The sequence below is a fragment of the Youngimonas ophiurae (nom. illeg.) genome, assembly GCF_049803795.1.
In the GTDB taxonomy this organism is placed as follows: domain Bacteria; phylum Pseudomonadota; class Alphaproteobacteria; order Rhodobacterales; family Rhodobacteraceae; genus Thalassobius.
In genome coordinates this window covers 80,318-97,400 of sequence record NZ_JBNAGJ010000007.1, presented here as the reverse complement: position 1 = coordinate 97,400, position 17,083 = coordinate 80,318, and the positions used below count along the sequence as shown (strand labels likewise).

General features: G+C 64.2%; 17 protein-coding genes. 6 read left to right on the top strand and 11 right to left on the bottom strand.

The window, feature by feature from the left end; genetic code table 11:
• Positions 1 to 17: 17 nt before the first annotated feature.
• The 5 genes from ACP15O_RS14825 to ACP15O_RS14805 are packed head-to-tail and all read left to right on the top strand — an operon-like array spanning position 18 to position 6,284.
• Positions 18 to 1,226, top strand: coding sequence for an acetyl-CoA C-acetyltransferase (locus ACP15O_RS14825; RefSeq protein ID WP_425096899.1), 1,209 nt, complete (start codon positions 18 to 20; stop codon positions 1,224 to 1,226).
• Positions 1,227 to 1,237: 11 nt separating this feature from the next.
• Positions 1,238 to 3,385: a 3-hydroxyacyl-CoA dehydrogenase NAD-binding domain-containing protein gene (locus tag ACP15O_RS14820; protein ID WP_425096898.1), complete on the top strand. Its 2,148-nt coding sequence runs from the start codon at positions 1,238 to 1,240 to the stop codon at positions 3,383 to 3,385.
• Entirely contained in the window at positions 3,382 to 4,509 is a 1,128-nt protein-coding gene (locus ACP15O_RS14815; RefSeq protein WP_425096897.1) for a CaiB/BaiF CoA transferase family protein, read from the top strand. The genes ACP15O_RS14820 and ACP15O_RS14815 overlap by 4 nt, the downstream gene beginning before the upstream one ends.
• Before the next feature lie 11 nt (positions 4,510 to 4,520).
• On the top strand, positions 4,521 to 5,306 hold the full coding sequence (locus ACP15O_RS14810) for an enoyl-CoA hydratase/isomerase family protein (RefSeq protein ID WP_425096896.1): 786 nt from the start codon (positions 4,521 to 4,523) through the stop codon (positions 5,304 to 5,306).
• Positions 5,307 to 6,284: an NAD(P)H-dependent flavin oxidoreductase gene (locus tag ACP15O_RS14805; RefSeq protein WP_425096895.1), complete on the top strand. Its 978-nt coding sequence runs from the start codon at positions 5,307 to 5,309 to the stop codon at positions 6,282 to 6,284.
• Here the strand turns inward: ACP15O_RS14805 and cueR are convergent.
• Together cueR and ACP15O_RS14795 are read right to left on the bottom strand one after the other, a co-directional pair.
• Positions 6,281 to 6,676 (bottom strand): Cu(I)-responsive transcriptional regulator, encoded by a 396-nt coding sequence (gene cueR / locus ACP15O_RS14800; protein WP_425096894.1) that lies wholly within the window; start codon positions 6,674 to 6,676, stop codon positions 6,281 to 6,283. The genes ACP15O_RS14805 and cueR overlap by 4 nt on opposite strands.
• 3 nt (positions 6,677 to 6,679) lie before the next feature.
• Positions 6,680 to 9,136: a heavy metal translocating P-type ATPase gene (locus tag ACP15O_RS14795; protein WP_425096893.1), complete on the bottom strand. Its 2,457-nt coding sequence runs from the start codon at positions 9,134 to 9,136 to the stop codon at positions 6,680 to 6,682.
• Positions 9,137 to 9,277: 141 nt separating this feature from the next.
• Between ACP15O_RS14795 and ACP15O_RS14790 the strand changes: the two genes are divergently transcribed.
• Positions 9,278 to 9,475 (top strand): cation transporter, encoded by a 198-nt coding sequence (locus ACP15O_RS14790; protein WP_425096892.1) that lies wholly within the window; start codon positions 9,278 to 9,280, stop codon positions 9,473 to 9,475.
• A 14-nt stretch (positions 9,476 to 9,489) separates the two neighbouring features.
• Here the strand turns inward: ACP15O_RS14790 and hypE are convergent, their stop codons facing one another.
• The 9 genes from hypE to ACP15O_RS14745 are packed head-to-tail and all read right to left on the bottom strand — an operon-like array spanning position 9,490 to position 17,070.
• Positions 9,490 to 10,539, bottom strand: coding sequence for a hydrogenase expression/formation protein HypE (gene hypE, locus ACP15O_RS14785; RefSeq protein ID WP_425096891.1), 1,050 nt, complete (start codon positions 10,537 to 10,539; stop codon positions 9,490 to 9,492).
• Entirely contained in the window at positions 10,536 to 11,678 is a 1,143-nt protein-coding gene (hypD, locus tag ACP15O_RS14780; RefSeq protein ID WP_425096890.1) for a hydrogenase formation protein HypD, read from the bottom strand. Before hypD ends, hypE begins: the two co-directional genes overlap by 4 nt.
• Positions 11,675 to 11,965: a HypC/HybG/HupF family hydrogenase formation chaperone gene (hypC, locus tag ACP15O_RS14775; protein ID WP_425096889.1), complete on the bottom strand. Its 291-nt coding sequence runs from the start codon at positions 11,963 to 11,965 to the stop codon at positions 11,675 to 11,677. Before hypC ends, hypD begins: the two co-directional genes overlap by 4 nt.
• A 4-nt stretch (positions 11,966 to 11,969) precedes the next feature.
• On the bottom strand, positions 11,970 to 13,451 hold the full coding sequence (locus ACP15O_RS14770) for a sigma-54-dependent transcriptional regulator (RefSeq protein WP_425096888.1): 1,482 nt from the start codon (positions 13,449 to 13,451) through the stop codon (positions 11,970 to 11,972).
• Positions 13,451 to 14,263: a hydrogenase nickel incorporation protein HypB gene (hypB, locus tag ACP15O_RS14765; protein WP_425096887.1), complete on the bottom strand. Its 813-nt coding sequence runs from the start codon at positions 14,261 to 14,263 to the stop codon at positions 13,451 to 13,453. The genes ACP15O_RS14770 and hypB overlap by 1 nt, the downstream gene beginning before the upstream one ends.
• The gene (gene hypA, locus ACP15O_RS14760) at positions 14,263 to 14,604 is read right to left on the bottom strand and encodes a hydrogenase maturation nickel metallochaperone HypA (RefSeq protein WP_425096886.1); all 342 of its coding nucleotides are present in this window, start codon (positions 14,602 to 14,604) and stop codon (positions 14,263 to 14,265) included. The genes hypB and hypA overlap by 1 nt, the downstream gene beginning before the upstream one ends.
• Positions 14,597 to 15,433 carry a hydrogenase expression/formation protein HupK gene (locus ACP15O_RS14755; RefSeq protein WP_425096885.1) on the bottom strand — a complete coding sequence of 279 codons (837 nt, stop codon included), beginning with the start codon at positions 15,431 to 15,433 and terminating at the stop codon, positions 14,597 to 14,599. Before ACP15O_RS14755 ends, hypA begins: the two co-directional genes overlap by 8 nt.
• A gap of 3 nt (positions 15,434 to 15,436) precedes the next feature.
• Positions 15,437 to 16,240, bottom strand: a complete 804-nt coding sequence (hybE, locus tag ACP15O_RS14750) for a [NiFe]-hydrogenase assembly chaperone HybE (protein WP_425096884.1) — start codon at positions 16,238 to 16,240, stop codon at positions 15,437 to 15,439.
• On the bottom strand, positions 16,237 to 17,070 hold the full coding sequence (locus tag ACP15O_RS14745; RefSeq protein ID WP_425096883.1) for a hydrogenase expression/formation protein: 834 nt from the start codon (positions 17,068 to 17,070) through the stop codon (positions 16,237 to 16,239). The genes hybE and ACP15O_RS14745 overlap by 4 nt, the downstream gene beginning before the upstream one ends.
• Between the last annotated feature and the right edge of the window lie 13 nt (positions 17,071 to 17,083).

Here is a 17,083-nt window from a genome sequence, read left to right as displayed (position 1 = left end):
TTCGAAGGAGGAGCGAGATGACACAAACAGCCTATATTTACGACGCGATACGCACACCCAGATCCAAAGGTAAGGCAGACGGCACCCTGCACGAGGTCAAACCGATTGATCTGGTCACCACCCTGCTGACCGAGATGCAATCGCGCCACGATCTGGATACGTCCCGCGTGGACGATCTGATGATGGGCTGCGTGGCCCCGGTGATGGAGCAGGGCTCGGTCCTGCCGAAAATCGCGCTGCAAAAGGCCGGCTGGGCCGAAAACGTGGCCGGCGCGCAGGTGAACCGTTTCTGCGCCAGCGGGCTGGACACGTTCAACACCGCCGCCGCCAAAGTGGCCAGCGGATGGGAGGATCTGGTCTGCGCGGGCGGCTACGAATCCATGTCGCGCGTGCCCATGGGCGCCGACGGCGGGCCCTTTGCCGAGGATCCGGCCACCGCGATTCAGACGGGATTCGTGCCGCAGGGGATCGGCGCCGATCTCATTGCCACCATCGAGGGCTGGAGCCGCGATGACGTGGATGCCTTTGCCGTGGAATCGCAAAAACGCGCCGCCCATGCGCGGGATAGCGGCTGGTTTGATCGCTCGGTCGTGCCGGTGAAGGACGAAACCGGCGTGGTCATTCTGGAACGCGACGACTTCATCAAGCCCGACACGGACATGCAGAAACTGGCGGCGCTGAAACCGTCTTTTGCGGCGATGGGCGGCTTTGGGTTCGATGCCGTTGCGCTGGCCAAATACCCCGAAGTGGCGCAGATCAACCATGTGCACACGCCGGGCAACAGCTCGGGGATTGTGGATGGGGCCTCTCTGATCATGTTGGGCAACCAGCAGGTCGGCAAAGACCTGGGCCTGACCCCGCGCGGACGGGTGGTTTCCATCGCGCTGACCTCGACCGATCCGACGATCATGCTGACGGGGCCCGGCCCGGCGTCCGAAAAAGCCCTGGCCAAGGCCGGGCTGACCATCGACGACATCGACCTGGTAGAGATTAACGAGGCCTTTGCGTCCGTCGCCCTGCGATTGCAACGCGATCTGAACGTGCCGGATGAAAAACTGAACGTGGTCGGCGGGGCCATCGCCATGGGGCATCCTTTGGGGGCGACGGGCGGTTGCCTTGTGTCCACCATGCTGGACGAGCTGGAACGGCGGAACTTGAAACGCGCGCTAATCTGCATGTGCGTGGGCGGCGGCATGGGCATTGCCTCGATCATCGAGCGGGTCTGAGGGGGACAGACATGACTGATTTCATTTACGAAAAAGACGCAGACGGCATTGTGACCGTGACCATGGACACGCAGGGCCAGTCCGCCAACACCATGAACGAACGCTATGTGCCGGGCATGGACGACGTGCTGGCGCGTCTGCGCGCCGAGGACGATCTGGCCGGGGTGATCTTTGCCTCGGCCAAGAAGACGTTCTTTGCGGGGGGCGATCTGCGGCTGATCCTGGGCATCCAGAAGGCCGACGCCGAAACCCTGCACTATATCGAGGAAAACAAGCGCCCCTACCGCGAGCTGGAACAGCTGCAAGTGCCCGTTGTCGCCGCCATCAACGGCGCGGCCCTGGGCGGCGGGTACGAGCTGTGCCTGGCCTGTAATCACCGCATTATCGCGGATGTTCCCGGCGCGATCGTGGGCCTGCCCGAGGTCACTCTGGGCCTGTTGCCCGGCGCGGGCGGGGTGGTGCGCCTGACCAAGCTGTTGGGGCTGGAGGCCGCCCTGCCCCACCTGACCGAGGGCAAGCCCGTCAAGCCGCAAAAGGCGCTGAAAATCGGCATGGTGGATGCGGTCGTTCCGGCTATTGATGATCTGATCCCCGCCGCCAAGGCCTGGATCAAGGCCAACCCCGACAGCCACACCCAGCCCTGGGATCAAAAGGGCTTTCGCTATCCGGGCGGGGATGTGCTGCATCCGAAAATCCGGCAGCTGATCGTCGGCTCTTCGGCGTTTCTGTATTCGAAAACCCGTGGGCTGCTGCCCGCCCCCGAGAAGATCCTGGACATCGCCGTGAACTCGATGCGGATTGACTATGACGCCGCCCTGCGCAGCGAAAGCCGCGGGCTGTGCGCGCTGGTGATGACGCCCGAATGCAAGGCGGCGATCCGCTCGTTTTTCTTTGGGATGCAGGCGATCAAATCCGGCGCCATCCGCCCGCAGGGTGACCGCTGGAAAGCCCAAAACGCAGCCATTCTGGGCGCGGGGATGATGGGCTCGGGCATTGCCTGGGCGCACGCGAATGCGGGGCTGCCCACGGCGCTGAAAGACACCGACATGGCGCGCGCCGAAAAGGGCAAATCCTATAGCGAGATGCTGGCGGACAAACGGATCAAACGGCACCGTATGGATGAGGCGCGCAAAACCGCCCTGCTGGCACAGATCACCCCCACCACCGACAACGCAGCCTTTGCCGGCACCGATCTGATCATCGAAGCCGTGTTCGAGGACATCGCCCTGAAGGAACAGGTCATCCCCGAAACCTTTGCCCAACTGGGACCGGACGGGATTTATGGCTCGAACACTTCGACCCTGCCGATTTCCATTCTGGCGCAATACTGCCCCGATCCCACGCGGTTCATCGGGCTGCATTTCTTCTCGCCCGTGGACAAGATGAAGGTGGTCGAGATCATCATGGGCCAGAAGACCAGCCAGGACACGCTGCGCAAGGCCTACGACTATGTGCAGCAGATCGGCTATATGCCCATCGTGGTGAATGACAGTCGGGGCTTTTTTACCAGCCGCGTGTTCGGCACCTATCTGGACGAGGGGATCGCGCTGCTGGTGGATGGCATGTCCCCCGTCGCGGTGGAGCGCGCCGCCTGGCTGGCGGGGATGCCCGTGGGGCCGCTGGCGGTGCATGACGAGACCTCGTTGGTGTTGTCGCAAAAAGTGGCCAAGACCCATGCCGATCTGGACGCGCGTCTGGGCGTGGACAGCGGATTCGGGCGGCATAACGTGGCCTCGAAATCCGTGTGCGATGCGATGATCGAACAGGGACGCGGCGGGCGTCATTACGGCGGCGGCTTCTATGAGTACGCCCCCGGTGGCGGCAAATCCCTGTGGCCGGGGCTTAGCCAGTTTTCCAAGGGCAATGCGGACATCTCGGTGCCCGACGCGATTGACCGGCTGCTGTATCGTCAGGCCATCGAAACCCTGCGCTGCCTGAATGAAAACGTGCTGCGCTCTGAGGTCGAGGCCAACCTGGGCGGCATTTTCGCCATCGGTTTCCCGGCCCATACCGGCGGGGCGATCCAGTTTATCCGTGGCATCGGGATTGACGCCTTTGCCGCCCGCGCGGCAAAACTGGCCGCGCGCTATGGCGAACGGTTCGCGCTGAATGACGGCGCGTTTGACATTCTACGCAACACGCAGGAGCAGGCAGCATGAGCGGACCTCTGACCGGGCTGACGGTGGTGGAAATGGCGGGGCTGGGCCCTGCCCCTCTGGCCGGGCAATTCCTGGCCGATCTGGGGGCCGAAGTCATTCTGATCACCCGCAAATCCGGCAAGGCCAACCCGGCCGACATCAACAACCGGGGGAAGCTGTCGGTGGCGCTGAACCTCAAATCCGCCGAAGGGATCGAGGCCGCCATGGCCTTGATCGCCCGCGCCGACGTCCTGATCGAGGGGTTCCGCCCCGGCGTAATGGAGCGCATGGGCCTGGGGCCGGATGCCTGCCTGACCGCGAACCCTACGCTGGTGTATGGACGAATGACAGGCTGGGGGCAGGATGGCCCCATGGCGCAGATGGCCGGGCATGACATCAACTATCTGGGGCTGACGGGCGTTCTGCACGCCATCGGCAAAAAGGATCAGCCCCCCATTCCCCCGATGAATATCGCGGCCGATTACGCGGGCGGGACGATGTTCCTGCTGCTGGGGATCTTGTCGGCGATCTATGAGCGCCAGCATTCTGGCCGTGGGCAAGTGATTGACGCGGCGATGGTGGATGGCGCGCCGGCGCTGATGGCCTTGGTGCATTCGATGATCGCCATGGGCCGCTGGTCTGAACAACGCGAAAGCAACTGGCTGGACGGCGGCGCGCCCTTCTATCGCAGCTATGAATGCGCCGATGGCAAATATGTCTCGGTCGGCCCGCTGGAGCCGCAATTTTTCGCGCAGCTGGTGGACCTGGCCGGCCTGCCCCAGGATCATAAGGCCAGCCAAAACGACGAAACGTCATGGTTGGATCGCCATGCGTCCTATGCTCAGGTCTTCCAAACCAAGACCCGCGCCGAATGGGAGGAGATTTTCGACGGCACGGATGCCTGTGTGGCTCCGATCCTGACCTGGTCCGAGGCGCCTCAGCATCCGCATATGAAGGCGCGCGGCGTTTTCACGGATGTGAACGGCGTCACCCAGGTGGCCCCTGCCCCGAAATTCAGCCGCTCCAGCCCCGATCCGGTGGGCAGCCCGCCCGCGCCGGGGGCCGATACAGACAGCGTGATGGCCCGGCTGGGCTATGACGCGCAGACCATTGCCAGGATGCGCGAAAACGGCATCCTGACCTGAGGAGGAAACACATGAGCGACGATTTCAACGGCGTTCTGAAGATCGACACAGATGGCGCGATTGCCACCCTGACCCTAACCCGGCCCGAAGCGTTCAATGCCGTGAATGGCGATATGCGCCTGGCCCTGATACAGGCTGTCGCCCGGATCGACTCCATGCCCGACATCCGCGTGGTCATCCTGAAGGGCGAGGGCCCCGGATTCTGCGCTGGCGCCGATCTGAAGGGCGGTCTGGGCCCCATGCCCACCGACCACATGCTTGAGGCCGAGTACCGCCCCTCGCTGATGGGTATCGCCAATTCGCCGAAAATCTGGATCGCGCAGGTGCATGGCTCGGCCGCCGGAATCGGCGCGGCCTATGCGATGAACTGCGATATGGTGGTGATGGCGGAAAATGCCTCGCTTTATATGGCTTTTGCCGCGATCTCGCTGGTGCCGGACGGGGGCAACACCTGGCTGCTGCTCAAGGGCATGGGATACCACCGCGCCCTGCAAGCCATCATCGAAGGCCGCAAAATCCCTGCGGACGAATGCCTGACGCACGGTCTGGTCAATCAGCTGTCCCCCGCAGATCAGCTGGAGGCAGACACCCGCGCGCTGGCCGAACGTATCGCCGCCGCCGCCCCGCTGGCCGCCTCTGGGGCCAAGAAAATCCTGCGCAGCATCAGCAATGTGTCCTTCTCGGATGCGTTCACCGCCGAGGCGCAGATCCAAGGCCCGCTGACCCGCTCGGCCGATTTCCAAGAGGGCGTTCAGGCCTTCATCCAGAAACGCAAACCTGTCTTCGAAGGTAAATAAATGTCCCTGCCCCCCGTTCTGCAAAACCTGCGTATTCCGCTGATTGGCAGCCCGCTGTTCATCATCTCGAACCCTGATCTGGTGATCGCCCAGTGCAAGGCCGGCGTTGTCGGGTCCTTCCCGGCGCTGAACGCCCGCGAAAAAGAGGGCAACGATCTGGACGAATGGCTGGCCCGGATCACCGACACGCTGGCGCAATACAATGCCGAAAACCCCGACCGCCCCGCCGCGCCCTTTGCGGTGAACCAGATCGTGCATCGGTCAAACCCCCGTCTGGAACGCGATGTCGAGCTATGTGTGAAACACAAGGTGCCCGTCTGGATCACCTCGCTGGGCGCGCAGGAATGGGTCTATGAGGCCGCGCATTCCGTGGGTGCCGTGGTGCTGCATGACATCATCAACGATAAATTCGCCCGCAAAGCGATCGCGAAAGGCGCCGATGGGCTGATCGCCGTCGCTGCCGGGGCCGGGGGGCACGCCGGTGCGCTGTCGCCGCTGGCCCTGATCCAGGAAATCCGCGCATGGTTTGACGGCCCGCTGTTCCTGTCCGGCGCGATTGCCCGCGGCGATTCCATCCTGGCCGCGCAGGCCATGGGCGCCGATGGGGGCTATGCCGGCTCGGCCTTTATCGCCACGCACGAGGCCAACGCCGCCGACCGTTACAAAGAAATGATCACCGAATCCGGGGCCTCGGACATCGTGTATTCGGATCTGTTCACCGGCGTCTGGGGCAACTACCTGAAGCCCTCGATCACTGCAGCCGGGATGGACCCGGACAACCTTGAACGCTCGGACCCGTCGAACATGGATTTCGGATCCGAGAAACCCAAAAGCTGGAGCTCGATCTGGGGCTCGGGGCAGGGCATCGGCGCGGTCAAGGACGTGGTGCCCGCCGCGCAGCTGGTGGACCGGCTGGCCGACGAGTATTTCGCTGCCGCCGACCGCCTGAACGCCGAGGTCGCGCGCTACCGCCGTTAACCGCCCTGCTTGGCCGCCAGATCGGCCAGGATCGGGCAGTCGGGCCGGTCATCGCCAGCACAGGCATGGACCAGCCCGGCCAGCGTGGCGCGCATTTCCTGTAGCTCGGCCAGTTTGTCGTCAATCCGCGCCAGATGGCCCTTGGCGATCTGCTTCACATCCGCGCTGGCGCGGCTGCGATCCTCATAGAGCGTCAGCAGGTTTCGGCAATCCTCGATGCTGAACCCCAGCGCGCGCGAACGGCCCAGGAAGGCCAGTTTATGCAGGTCGGCCTCGCTGAAGCTGCGATAGCCATTGGCCGAGCGGCCGGGCCGGATCAATCCGATGTCTTCGTAATAGCGGATGGTTTTCGCAGGCAGGCCCGAACGGCCTGAGACTTCTCCGATATTCATGGGTTATCCTTTCGTTTCCAAGGGCATATCCGGCCGCGCCGCCCGCAGACGCAAAGCGTTGGTCAGTACGAAAACGCTGCTCATGGCCATGGCGCCAGCAGCCAGCATCGGGGACAATTGCCAGCCGAACAGCGGATAAAACAGGCCCGCCGCAACCGGGATCAGCGCGGTGTTATAGCCAAAGGCCCAGAACAGGTTTTGCCGGATATTGCGCATCACCCGCGCCGACAGGCCAAAGGCATTCACCACCCCGCGCAGATCGCCCGACATCAGCACCACATCGGCGCTTTCGATCGCCACATCCGTCCCCGAGCCGATGGCAATTCCCACATCCGCATGGGCCAGCGCGGGGGCATCGTTGATTCCGTCCCCCACGAAGGCCAGCGTTTTGCCGCCCGCGCGCAGGCTGTCCAGCGCCTGAACCTTGCCCTGAGGCAGCACCTCGGCGACCACGTGATCAATGCCCAGCTCGCCCGCGATGGCCTGAGCTGTCGCGGCATTGTCGCCGGTGATCATCGCCACTTGCAGCCCGCGTGCGTGCAGGGCCTTGATCACCCCCGCGCTGGCCGGTTTCACCGGGTCCGACACCGCGATCACCGCCGCAATCCGCCCGTCGATGGCCGCATAAATCGGCGTTTTCCCCGCAGCGGCCAGATCCTTGCCGACCTGCTGCAAAGCGCCCAGTTCGACCTTACGGCGCAGCATCAGCCGGTCTGCACCGATCATCACCCGCGCGCCCTCGACCGTGCCCAGAACGCCGTAGCCCGTGACCGAGCCGAACTTCTCGACCTGCGGCAACGGGCTGTCCGCCGCCTCTGCGATGGCGCGGGCAATAGGGTGTTCGGACAACGCCTCGACCGCTGCGATCTTGCGCAACACATCGCTGCGCTCAAAACCCTCGGCCACAGAGAAATCGGTCAGCGCCGGGGCGCCCATGGTCAGCGTCCCGGTCTTGTCCAGTGCCACCACATCCACACCGGACAGCGCCTGAAGCGCATCCCCCTTGCGGAACAGAACACCCATTTCAGCGGCCCGCCCCGTACCCACCATGATCGAGGTCGGCGTGGCCAGCCCCATCGCGCAGGGGCAGGCGATGATCAGCACGGCAACCCCGGCCACCAGCGCATGAGGCAGCGCCGGGGCCGGCCCGAACACCAGCCAGGCCAAAACCGTCAGCAACGCCACAGCCATCACCGCAGGCACGAACCACAGCGTGATCCGGTCCACGACGCCCTGAATCGGCAGCTTGGCCCCCTGGGCTTGCTCGACCAGCCGAATGATCTGCGCCAGCATCGTGTCATTGCCCACTTTGGTGGCCTGCAATTGCAGCGCCCCGGTGCCGTTCACCGTGCCGCCCACCACCTGATCGCCGGGGGATTTGGCGACGGGGACGGGCTCGCCCGTGATCATGCTTTCATCCACATACGAGCTGCCCTCGGTCACCGCGCCATCGACGGGCAGGCGCTCGCCGGGGCGGACAAGCACGATGTCGCCGGTCAGGATCTCTTCGGCGGGAATGTCCTGCGGGGTGCCATCGCGCAGCACCCGCGCAGTGGTGGCACGCAGCCCCAGAAGTTTGCGAATGGCCTGGCCGGTACGGCCCTTGGCGCGGGCCTCAAGAAATCGGCCCAGCAGGATCAGAACCACGATCACCGCCGCCGATTCATAGTAAATGGCCCGCGCACCCTCGGGCAGCAGCCCCGGCGCGAAGGTCGCCACCACCGAGAACCCATAGGCCGCCGCCGTGCCCACCGCGACCAGCGAGTTCATATCGGGCTGGGCCCGCACCAGCGCCGGAAAGCCCTTGGTATAGAATTGCCGCCCCGGCCCGATCAGCACGGCCGAGGTCAGCACCCACTGGAAAATCCAGCTGGCCTGCTGCCCGATCGTCATGTGCACCCAATGATGGAAGGCCGGCACCAGATGCCCCCCCATTTCCAGCACAAAAACCGGCAAGGTCAGCAGCCCCGCCAAAATCAGCCGGGCGCGTTGCTGGCGGGCCTCTTCCTCTTTGCGGTTTTCATGCAGTTTGGCGCCGGTATCGCGCGGCTTGGCCGGATAGCCCGCCGCAGCCATGGCAGCCTGCATTTGCGCTGTCTCTGCTATGCCCTGAACATAGGACACCTGCGCGGTTTCATTGGCCAGATTGACCGCCACGCCGGTTACGCCGGGCAGATCGGCCAGCGCCTGTTCAACCCGCCCCACACAGGAGGCGCAGGTCATGCCCTCGACATCGAACAGCGCGGCGAGCGTCCGCGCCGGATAGCCCGCGCGTGCCAGCCCAGCCAGAACATCGGTAAGCCCATCCGTTGTCTCATAGGTGACCAGGGCGCTTTCCGTAGCCAGGTTCACAGCCGCCTGAGACACGCCCTGCGTGTCGCTCAGGGCTTTCTCGACCCGGCCCACGCAGGCGGCGCAGGTCATGCCTTCGATCTGGATTTGTGCGGTTTGCGTGCTCATGTCGGACCCTTCCGTGCCGTGCAGGCCTTTCAGATAAGGGCTCCACTAGATGGAAGGTCAAGCCCCCGCGTGAAATTTCGAAAACCGCTTGACCTTCCCCCACTGGAAGGCCCCATCTGCCAGACAATAAGGAGATTCAAAATGCCCACATTCGCCGTCCCCGGTATGAACTGTCGCAAGTGCACCGCCAAAATCGAGAAATCCGTGACCGATGCCGACCCGACCGCCCTGTTGGAATTCGACATGGACGCCCGCACGGTTGAGATTGACAGCGCCGACGACGCGGCCGCGCTGCTGGCGGCCATCAAGGACGCCGGATTCGAGGCAACCGCAGCCTGACCGGCAAAGCGGGCTTAGCAGATTCGCGGCAATTGCTCGCCGACCAGCATGTCCACGATGCGCGCCCCGCCGAACAGGGTGCGCATCGTTACCCGGCCCGGCTCGCCACCTGTCAGCGCCCTGCCGATGACCACCGCGCCCTGCCCCTCGGGGCGCGCGCGCATGGCCGCCAGGGCCGCCTCGGCCTGATCGGCGGGAACGAACAGCACCAGCGTGCCCTCATTCGCCAGATACAGCGGGTCCAACCCCAGAATTTCACACATGCCTTTGACCTCGGGCCGGATCGGCAGCGCGGTCTCTTCGATCTCGATGGCCACGCCGGCCGCTTCGGCCATTTCGTTCAGCGCCGAGGCCACTCCGCCGCGTGTCGCATCCCGCGCCGCCCGCACATCGGGGGCGGCAGACAGGACATCCTCCATCAGATGCCCCAGCCCCGCGCAATCCGAGAGGATCTCAGCGGACAAGGCCATATCCCCCCGCGCGGCCAGGATCGCCGCGCCATGATCGCCCAGAACGCCGTTCACGATAGCCACATCGCCAGGCCGGATCAGCCCTGCCTCTAGCTGGCGCCCCGGCGGGATCACGCCAACACCCGCCGTGGTGACAAAGACCTTATCGGCCATACCGCGCCCGACGACCTTGGTGTCGCCGGTGACGATCCGCACGCCCGCCTTTTCCGCCTCGGCCTGCATCGAGGCCACGATCCGGCGCAGCAGGGCCACTTCGGTGCCCTCCTCGATGATGAACGCCGCCGTCAGATACAAGGGCCGCGCGCCGCCCACCGCCAGATCGTTGACCGTACCGCAGACCGCGATTTTCCCGATGTCCCCGCCGGGAAATTCCACCGGATCCACCACAAAACTATCCGTCGTCATGGCCAGGCGCGCGCCGGGCTCGGCCAGAGCGCGGGCGGTCAGGCGAGCCTGATCCTCCATCCCATCCGGCTGAAACACCGCTGTGAACACGTCCTCGATCAGATCCCGCATCGCCTTGCCTCCGCCGCCATGGGCCAGGGTGACGCGCTCATCGCGCAAACGGGACAGCGGCCGCTGCGCCATATTCATTGCGCCGCCGCCACGGCCCGGACGCCTCCGTATTGGTAATAGGCCGCGCAGGCCCCTTCCGAGCTGACCATCAGCGCCCCCAGCGGCATTTCCGGGGTGCAGCCCGTGCCGAATTGCGGGCAGTGCACGGGTTTCATCCGGCCGGTCATCACCTGACCGCACGCGCAGCCTTCGGGCTCGGGCACCACGCGCGGGCCGGCGGCATAGCCGATCCCGAATTTTTCCTCGGCGTCATAGGTTTTATAGCGCTCGCGGATCCGCAGCCCGCTGGCGTCGATCTCGCCCAGCCCGCGCCATTCGAAACTGGGGCGCGGTTCGTATACGTCCTGAATTGCGGCAATGGAGACCGGATTGCCATGTTCGGGCACCACGCGGGCATATTGGTTCTGCACCTCAGCGCGCCCGTCGCGGATCTGTTCCAGCACCATCAGCACCGATTGCAGCAGATCCAGCGGTTCGAACCCGGCCACAACGATCGGTTTGCCGTATTCTTCGGCAATGAAATCATAGGGATGCGTGCCGATCACCATCGAAACATGCCCCGGCCCGACAAACCCGTCCAGCACCATATGAGGGTCATCCAGCAGCGCCTTGATCGGGGGCGGGACGGTGATGTGGTTGCAAAATACGGTGAAATTCGTCAGCCCCTCGCGCGCGGCCTGCTGGATCAACAACGCGGTCGAGGGCGTGGTGGTTTCAAACCCAAGCCCAAAGAAAACGACCTCGTGATCCGGGTTGCGCCGCGCCAGTTCCAGCGCGTCCAGCGGGGAATAGACCATGCGAATATCGGCGCCCTCGGCCTTGGCCTGCATCAGGGATTTGCGCGTGCCGGGGACGCGCATCGCATCGCCGAATGTGGTGAAAATCACCTCGGGGCGTTCGGCCAGTTCGACGCATTCATCGACGCGGCTCATCGGCAAAACGCAGACGGGGCAGCCGGGGCCGTGGATAAACTCGATGCCCTCGGGCGTCAGTTTATCCAGCCCATAGCGGAAAATCGCATGGGTGTGGCCGCCGCAGATTTCCATGATGTGGACGGGGTTTTCGGCCGTCGCGCCGATCTGGCCCACCACCTTGGCGATGGCATCCAGCAGGGCTCTGGCGGCCTTGGGGTCGCGGAATTCCTCGGCGTATTTCATGCGCTTTGCTCCAATGCGGCGTCGCCTGCGGCCATTGCCTCCAGGGTTTCTTGGGCTTCGCCCAGGCCGCGCAGGGCCTCAAGCGTGGCGGCGGCTTCGGCCTCGTCGATCTCGGCCATGGCGAAACCGACGTGGATCAGCGCCCATTTGCCCACCACATCCGTCAGCGCGCCGGTGGCGATGGGGGCCACGTTGACCTCGCGGCGCACACCCGAGACCTCGGCCATGGCCATCATCCGCGCCTCATCCGTGATGGCCACGATCTGGCCGGGAATGCCTAAGCACATGGGTTTATTCCTCCTCAGGGGTCAGCGCGGGTTTGCCCGGTTCGGCAATCCCGTAGCGTTCGATTTTCGCGCGCAGCCCGACACGGGACAGGCCCAGTTCATTGGCGGCGCGGCTTTTGTTCCATTTCAGGCGGGTCAGAGTTTCGCGCAGGATGCGCATCTCGATCTGTTCCACGCGGTCTTTCAGCGTGCCCTCGCCCTCCAGCACCATGTCCACGGGTGTGATGCCGGGCGCATCCGAAGGCGCGGCCTGCAAAATATGACGCGAGATCAGCTCGGGCCCCAGCAGCTGATCCTGGCTGAACACCAACATCCGCACCATTTCATTTTCCAGCTCGCGCAGGTTGCCGGGCCAGTCGTAATTTTCCAGAAATTTCAACGCGTCATCCGACAGACCATAGACCTGCTTGCCGTGGGTGCCGGCGGCCTCGAACAGCAGATGCTGGGCCAGGATCGGCATGTCCTCGGGCCGGTTACGCAAGGGCGGTACGGTCAGCGTGGTCTTGGCCAGCGCGAAATACAGATCGCCGCGGAACCGGCCTTCGGCCACGTCCAGACGCAGATCGCGTGCGCTGCCCGCCAGCAGGCGCACATCCGAGCGCACCATTTCGTGACTGCCCAAGGGGCGAAAGGCACCCTCGGTCGCGACCGTGACCAGCGCCAGCTGCATTTTCGGAGACAGATCGGCGATCCCGTTCAAAAACAGCGTGCCACGGTCGGCCTTTTGCAGCAGGCCGGGTTTGTTGGATTGCACACCGGGAAGGGCCCCACGGCGCGCGCCGAACAGTTCCAGTTCCAGAATGTCATCATCCACGCCGATGCAGTTGATCTCATGAAACGGCCGGTCCGAGCGGAGCGAGCTGTAGTGCATCGCCCGTGCCAGATCGGTTTTGCCTGTGCCCGGCTCGCCGGTGATCAGAACGGACACATCGAAACTGGCGAATTGCCGGGCCTGCGCGATCACTGCGTTCATCGGCGAGTTCGGCCCGCGCAGCACGTTTTCAAAGCCCAACCCCTCGCGCAGCGCCTTGCGTTTCTCATCCAGCTTGGTTTCAGCCGAGCGCGAAAGATACCGCATTTCCAGTGACATACGATCATGCTCGCGGTTCAGGCGGAACAGATCGGCGGCGTTCTTGGCGGTCATCACCAGCAGATCGGGGTGCCATGGCTTGGTCAGGAACTGGTAAATCCCCGCATCGTTGATGGCCGCGATCATGTCATTGGTTTCAGTATAGCCGGTGATGATGATCCGCACGGTTTCGGGCCAGCGGTCGCGCACCTCGGTCAGGAATTCCACGCCCGTGCGCCCCGGCATCCGCTGATCGCAGAAGATGACCTGAACGAAATGTTCCTCCATCAGCGCGGTTGCCTCGTCCGCGTTATGCGCGGTCAGGCAGTCGAAATCGTCCTCCAGCGCCATGCGCATGGACGCCAGCGAGTGTTCCTCGTCATCGACCAGCAGGATGGTGGGGGCGGCCTGGGTCATTATTCTGCCGCCCGGTCAGTCTGTTTGGCCGCCAGATTGTCGCGCAGCCAGGTCAGCCAGGTGTCCATGCCTTCGCCCGTACGGGCGCTGACGCGGATGATTTCAATGGCCGGGTTCACGCGGCGCAGGTTTGCCTCGTAGAGGTCCAGATCCACGTCGCAATACGGGGCCAGATCCACCTTGTTCAGCAAGGCAATCCGCGCGGCGGTGAACATATCGGGGTATTTCAGGGGTTTATCCTCGCCCTCGGTCACGGACAGGATGGCGATCTTGCAATCCTCGCCCAGATCGAACCCCGCCGGGCAGACCAGATTGCCGACGTTTTCCACGAACAAGAACGAGCCGGGCTGCATCGGCAGATGCTCCATCGCGTGGCCAACCATGTGGCCGTCCAGATGGCAGCCCTTGCCGGTGTTGACCTGCACGGCGGCAGCGCCCGTGGCGCGGATGCGCTCGGCGTCATTCGCAGTCTGCTGATCGCCCTCAATCACCGCCAGAGGTGTATCCCCCAGCGCCTCGATCGTCTTGCACAGCAGCGTGGTTTTGCCCGATCCGGGCGAGCTGACCAGATTCACCGTGAAAATCCCGCGATCCTTCAGAATGGCGCGGTTGGCCATCGCATAACGGTCGTTTTTCGCCAGAATATCCGTCTCGATCTCGATCAGCCGGTCCTGAGACATCCCCGCCACGTCCACGCCAGCCGGGCCGTGGCCAAAATGAATGTCATGGGTATGGCCATGAGGATGATCATGGGTATGAGAATGACTGTGCCCCTCGACCGAACTGTCACCGCATCCGCAAACTGTACACATCAGATTACCTCCAGATCCTTGATCCGCATTTCATCGCCCCCAACGGGCATCAGTTTTCCGCCCCCGCAATCGGGGCATGGGTCCAGCCGGTCGGCAATTTCGACCTCTTTCACACAATCGTAGCACATGGCCCGGCCGGGCAGGTCCAGCATTTCCAGCCGCGCGCCCTGGGCCACGCTGCCGCGCATCACCACGTCAAAGGCGAACTCCAGCGCCGGTTTTTCCACGCCGGCAAAGCGGCCGATTTCCACGCGCACGCATTTCACCGCCGAGATCGCATGGCTGCGGGCCTGATCCTCGATCACCTGGCGAATGCCTTCACACAGTGACATCTCATGCATGGGCGGGCACCTCGGTCAGGGTAACGGGGCTGCACGGGTCCAGAATGGCCAGCAATTTATCTGCATGGGCCCGGTCCGGCAGGGTGTCCAATGATGCCTGTAGAATACCGCCCGAGGCAAGCAAATGATCGGTTGGCGTGACGCGGTGGAACGTCTCTACCCGGTCATTTCCCAATGTCGCGGTCAGCGCATAGACCCCACGCGCCGCGGGGGCCAGCACCCCCCAAGGCGTCTGCTGAATCCGCGGCTGCCAGCCCTCGGTCAGTTTGCGCAGCTCAACTGCACGCGCCACGGTGCGCCACAGCGGCCCTCGTCCATGGCGCGCCTGCACATGGCGCATCACCGGATCCTGCGCAACCCGCGCCGCAACCGAGTTCTCAACCGCGCCGGGGGTAAAACCGTTCTCTGCTGTGGGCAGTTCCAACCCCTGCGCCACCGCCCGGCCGGGGCCGAACACGCGCCCCACACGGCGCAGCAGCCGGGCCAGCGGATCGTCCGACAGCATGAAGGCTTCGAACTGCTGGGGCGTGGCCGGAAAGAGCCTGAGCCCCTCCCCCGCCGGCAGCCCGAACGCGAGGGGCAGCAACACAGACAGACGGAGCTCGTGCTCGCGCTGAATTTCCCGGCGGACGGCCTGCATATCCGCCGCCGTCACCTCCAGCCCCAGGGCCGCGCGCACCGCCGCCCGTTGCGCCGCACGGCACAGATTAAACAGACGCGGCAACAGGTCGGCAACCTCTTCAATCCGTTTGCCCCGCACCAGCTGCGCCACCGGCAGGACCTTGGCGGGCCGGGCAATCAAGCGCGTATGATCGGGGCGGTCCAGCATCGGTCAGCTTTCGCTTATCCCGGCGGTCAGCACCTGCCGACGCGAGGCCAGAACGGGGATTTCGGGCTCTTGCTCGGTGGGGGTTTCGGCCTCGGCGGCAGCCGTGTTTTCAGCGATTTCAGCCTCGCGCGCGGCACGGATGTCGGCCTGACGATCAGTCGGGGCCATGTTTTCCGAATCGAACAGCGCGACCATCACCGCCTTGGCCACATCCACGGCCTGTGCCTGCGTTTTGAATTCGCCCATGGGCGAGAACAGAGAACACGCCTTGTAGCCGCCCACCATATCCCGGACATTGTGGATGAATTCGTAAGTCCCTGATGCAAAAGAGATGTCTTCCTTCGCACCGGCCACCAGACCCGACCAATCCTCGTCCTTGGCGGGCAGCATCACCAGGTTCATGAACCACGGGCTGATCAGCACCCCCAAGGGCCGCCCCTGATACATCTGCCAGCCGACAGCCTGCACATGCAGCACCTTGTTCACCATGGGCACGTCGCGCATCTTGGCGTGCCAGACCTCGGTGAAATCGGTTTCCAGAAGATCGGTGCGGTTCTTGATCAGCTGCGCCTCCAGCACGTCCTGCGCGCCGGGGTCTTCAGAGACCAGAAACTGCTCTTTGGGCGCGTCGCAATTGGGGCAGGACCAATCGTCGGGCAGGTCCAGGAACGGGGTGCCGGGCAGCACCTGGCGGGTGTCGTCGCCCTCGGCCGGGTCATACGGCGTCCAGCAGATTTTGCACTCCATGATCGCCTTGGGGCTGATCTTGTCCTGCGCGCCCAGGAACGAGCCTTCGAAACCGCTCATCGGATCGCCTCCATCACTTCGCGGATGCGTTCGGCGCTGTCGGCCAGATCCTCGGGGGCGGCCAGGGCAACCTCGGGCAGGCGGGTCACTTCGAACGTGTCCAGAATCAGCACATCCATCGAGTTGAAAAACTGCACGCGCCAGACATGGGCCTGCCCCGTAGCGCTGATCCGGCAATTGCCATACCCGCGCGACAGAATCTCAACCGAGCCCTGCCCCAGCGCCGTGTCCAGCCATTCCAGATCGGGTTCGGTATGCGGCAGCAGGGTCAGGTTGATCACATGCAGTTCGGCCTGATCCGAGAAGCCGGCGGATTTGTCCATCAGTTCAACCAGCAGCGCGGGGGCATTCACCACGCCCGCCGGTTTCGGGGCCAGCGCGCCCAGGGCGGGTTTGCGCGGATCAAACGCACGGTCCAGCGCCATCTGCGGGATGGGGCCGATTTCCACCGCGTCCACATCCGCCCCGCGCAGGGACCAGACCCCGGCAAAGACGCTTTCCTGCGCGGCCACGGCGGGAATGCCGTGCATCCGCACGGACACCTCGCCCTCGCCCAGCGTTTCAGCGATCAGAGCGCGGTTTTGCGCGTTCAGCCCGGACAGGTCCAGCCGTTCATTCACCCCGCCTTCGGCCACGCGGCCACAGGCCGCCGACATCTGCGCCAGCAGCTCCAGACCGGCGGAAATGTCGCCCTCGACCTCTGGCACATGCAGCGAGTAAGACCGCATGTCTTGCGGCATCGGCATATATTCCAGCTCTTTGCCGTCTTCCTCGGGCGGTTGCGAGCCAGGGCCATAGCCCATCGGGGGCATGTGGAAATTGCTGACCATCTTGTGTCCTCCG

Coding starts and splice junctions, on each gene's coding strand:
- ACP15O_RS14825 (WP_425096899.1), top strand. CDS start 18: ATGACACAAACAGCCTATATTTACGACGCGATACGCACACCCAGATCC.
- ACP15O_RS14820 (WP_425096898.1), top strand. CDS start 1,238: ATGACTGATTTCATTTACGAAAAAGACGCAGACGGCATTGTGACCGTG.
- ACP15O_RS14815 (WP_425096897.1), top strand. CDS start 3,382: ATGAGCGGACCTCTGACCGGGCTGACGGTGGTGGAAATGGCGGGGCTG.
- ACP15O_RS14810 (WP_425096896.1), top strand. CDS start 4,521: ATGAGCGACGATTTCAACGGCGTTCTGAAGATCGACACAGATGGCGCG.
- ACP15O_RS14805 (WP_425096895.1), top strand. CDS start 5,307: ATGTCCCTGCCCCCCGTTCTGCAAAACCTGCGTATTCCGCTGATTGGC.
- cueR (WP_425096894.1), bottom strand. CDS start 6,676: ATGAATATCGGAGAAGTCTCAGGCCGTTCGGGCCTGCCTGCGAAAACC.
- ACP15O_RS14795 (WP_425096893.1), bottom strand. CDS start 9,136: ATGAGCACGCAAACCGCACAAATCCAGATCGAAGGCATGACCTGCGCC.
- ACP15O_RS14790 (WP_425096892.1), top strand. CDS start 9,278: ATGCCCACATTCGCCGTCCCCGGTATGAACTGTCGCAAGTGCACCGCC.
- hypE (WP_425096891.1), bottom strand. CDS start 10,539: ATGAATATGGCGCAGCGGCCGCTGTCCCGTTTGCGCGATGAGCGCGTC.
- hypD (WP_425096890.1), bottom strand. CDS start 11,678: ATGAAATACGCCGAGGAATTCCGCGACCCCAAGGCCGCCAGAGCCCTG.
- hypC (WP_425096889.1), bottom strand. CDS start 11,965: ATGTGCTTAGGCATTCCCGGCCAGATCGTGGCCATCACGGATGAGGCG.
- ACP15O_RS14770 (WP_425096888.1), bottom strand. CDS start 13,451: ATGACCCAGGCCGCCCCCACCATCCTGCTGGTCGATGACGAGGAACAC.
- hypB (WP_425096887.1), bottom strand. CDS start 14,263: ATGTGTACAGTTTGCGGATGCGGTGACAGTTCGGTCGAGGGGCACAGT.
- hypA (WP_425096886.1), bottom strand. CDS start 14,604: ATGCATGAGATGTCACTGTGTGAAGGCATTCGCCAGGTGATCGAGGAT.
- ACP15O_RS14755 (WP_425096885.1), bottom strand. CDS start 15,433: ATGCTGGACCGCCCCGATCATACGCGCTTGATTGCCCGGCCCGCCAAG.
- hybE (WP_425096884.1), bottom strand. CDS start 16,240: ATGAGCGGTTTCGAAGGCTCGTTCCTGGGCGCGCAGGACAAGATCAGC.
- ACP15O_RS14745 (WP_425096883.1), bottom strand. CDS start 17,070: ATGGTCAGCAATTTCCACATGCCCCCGATGGGCTATGGCCCTGGCTCG.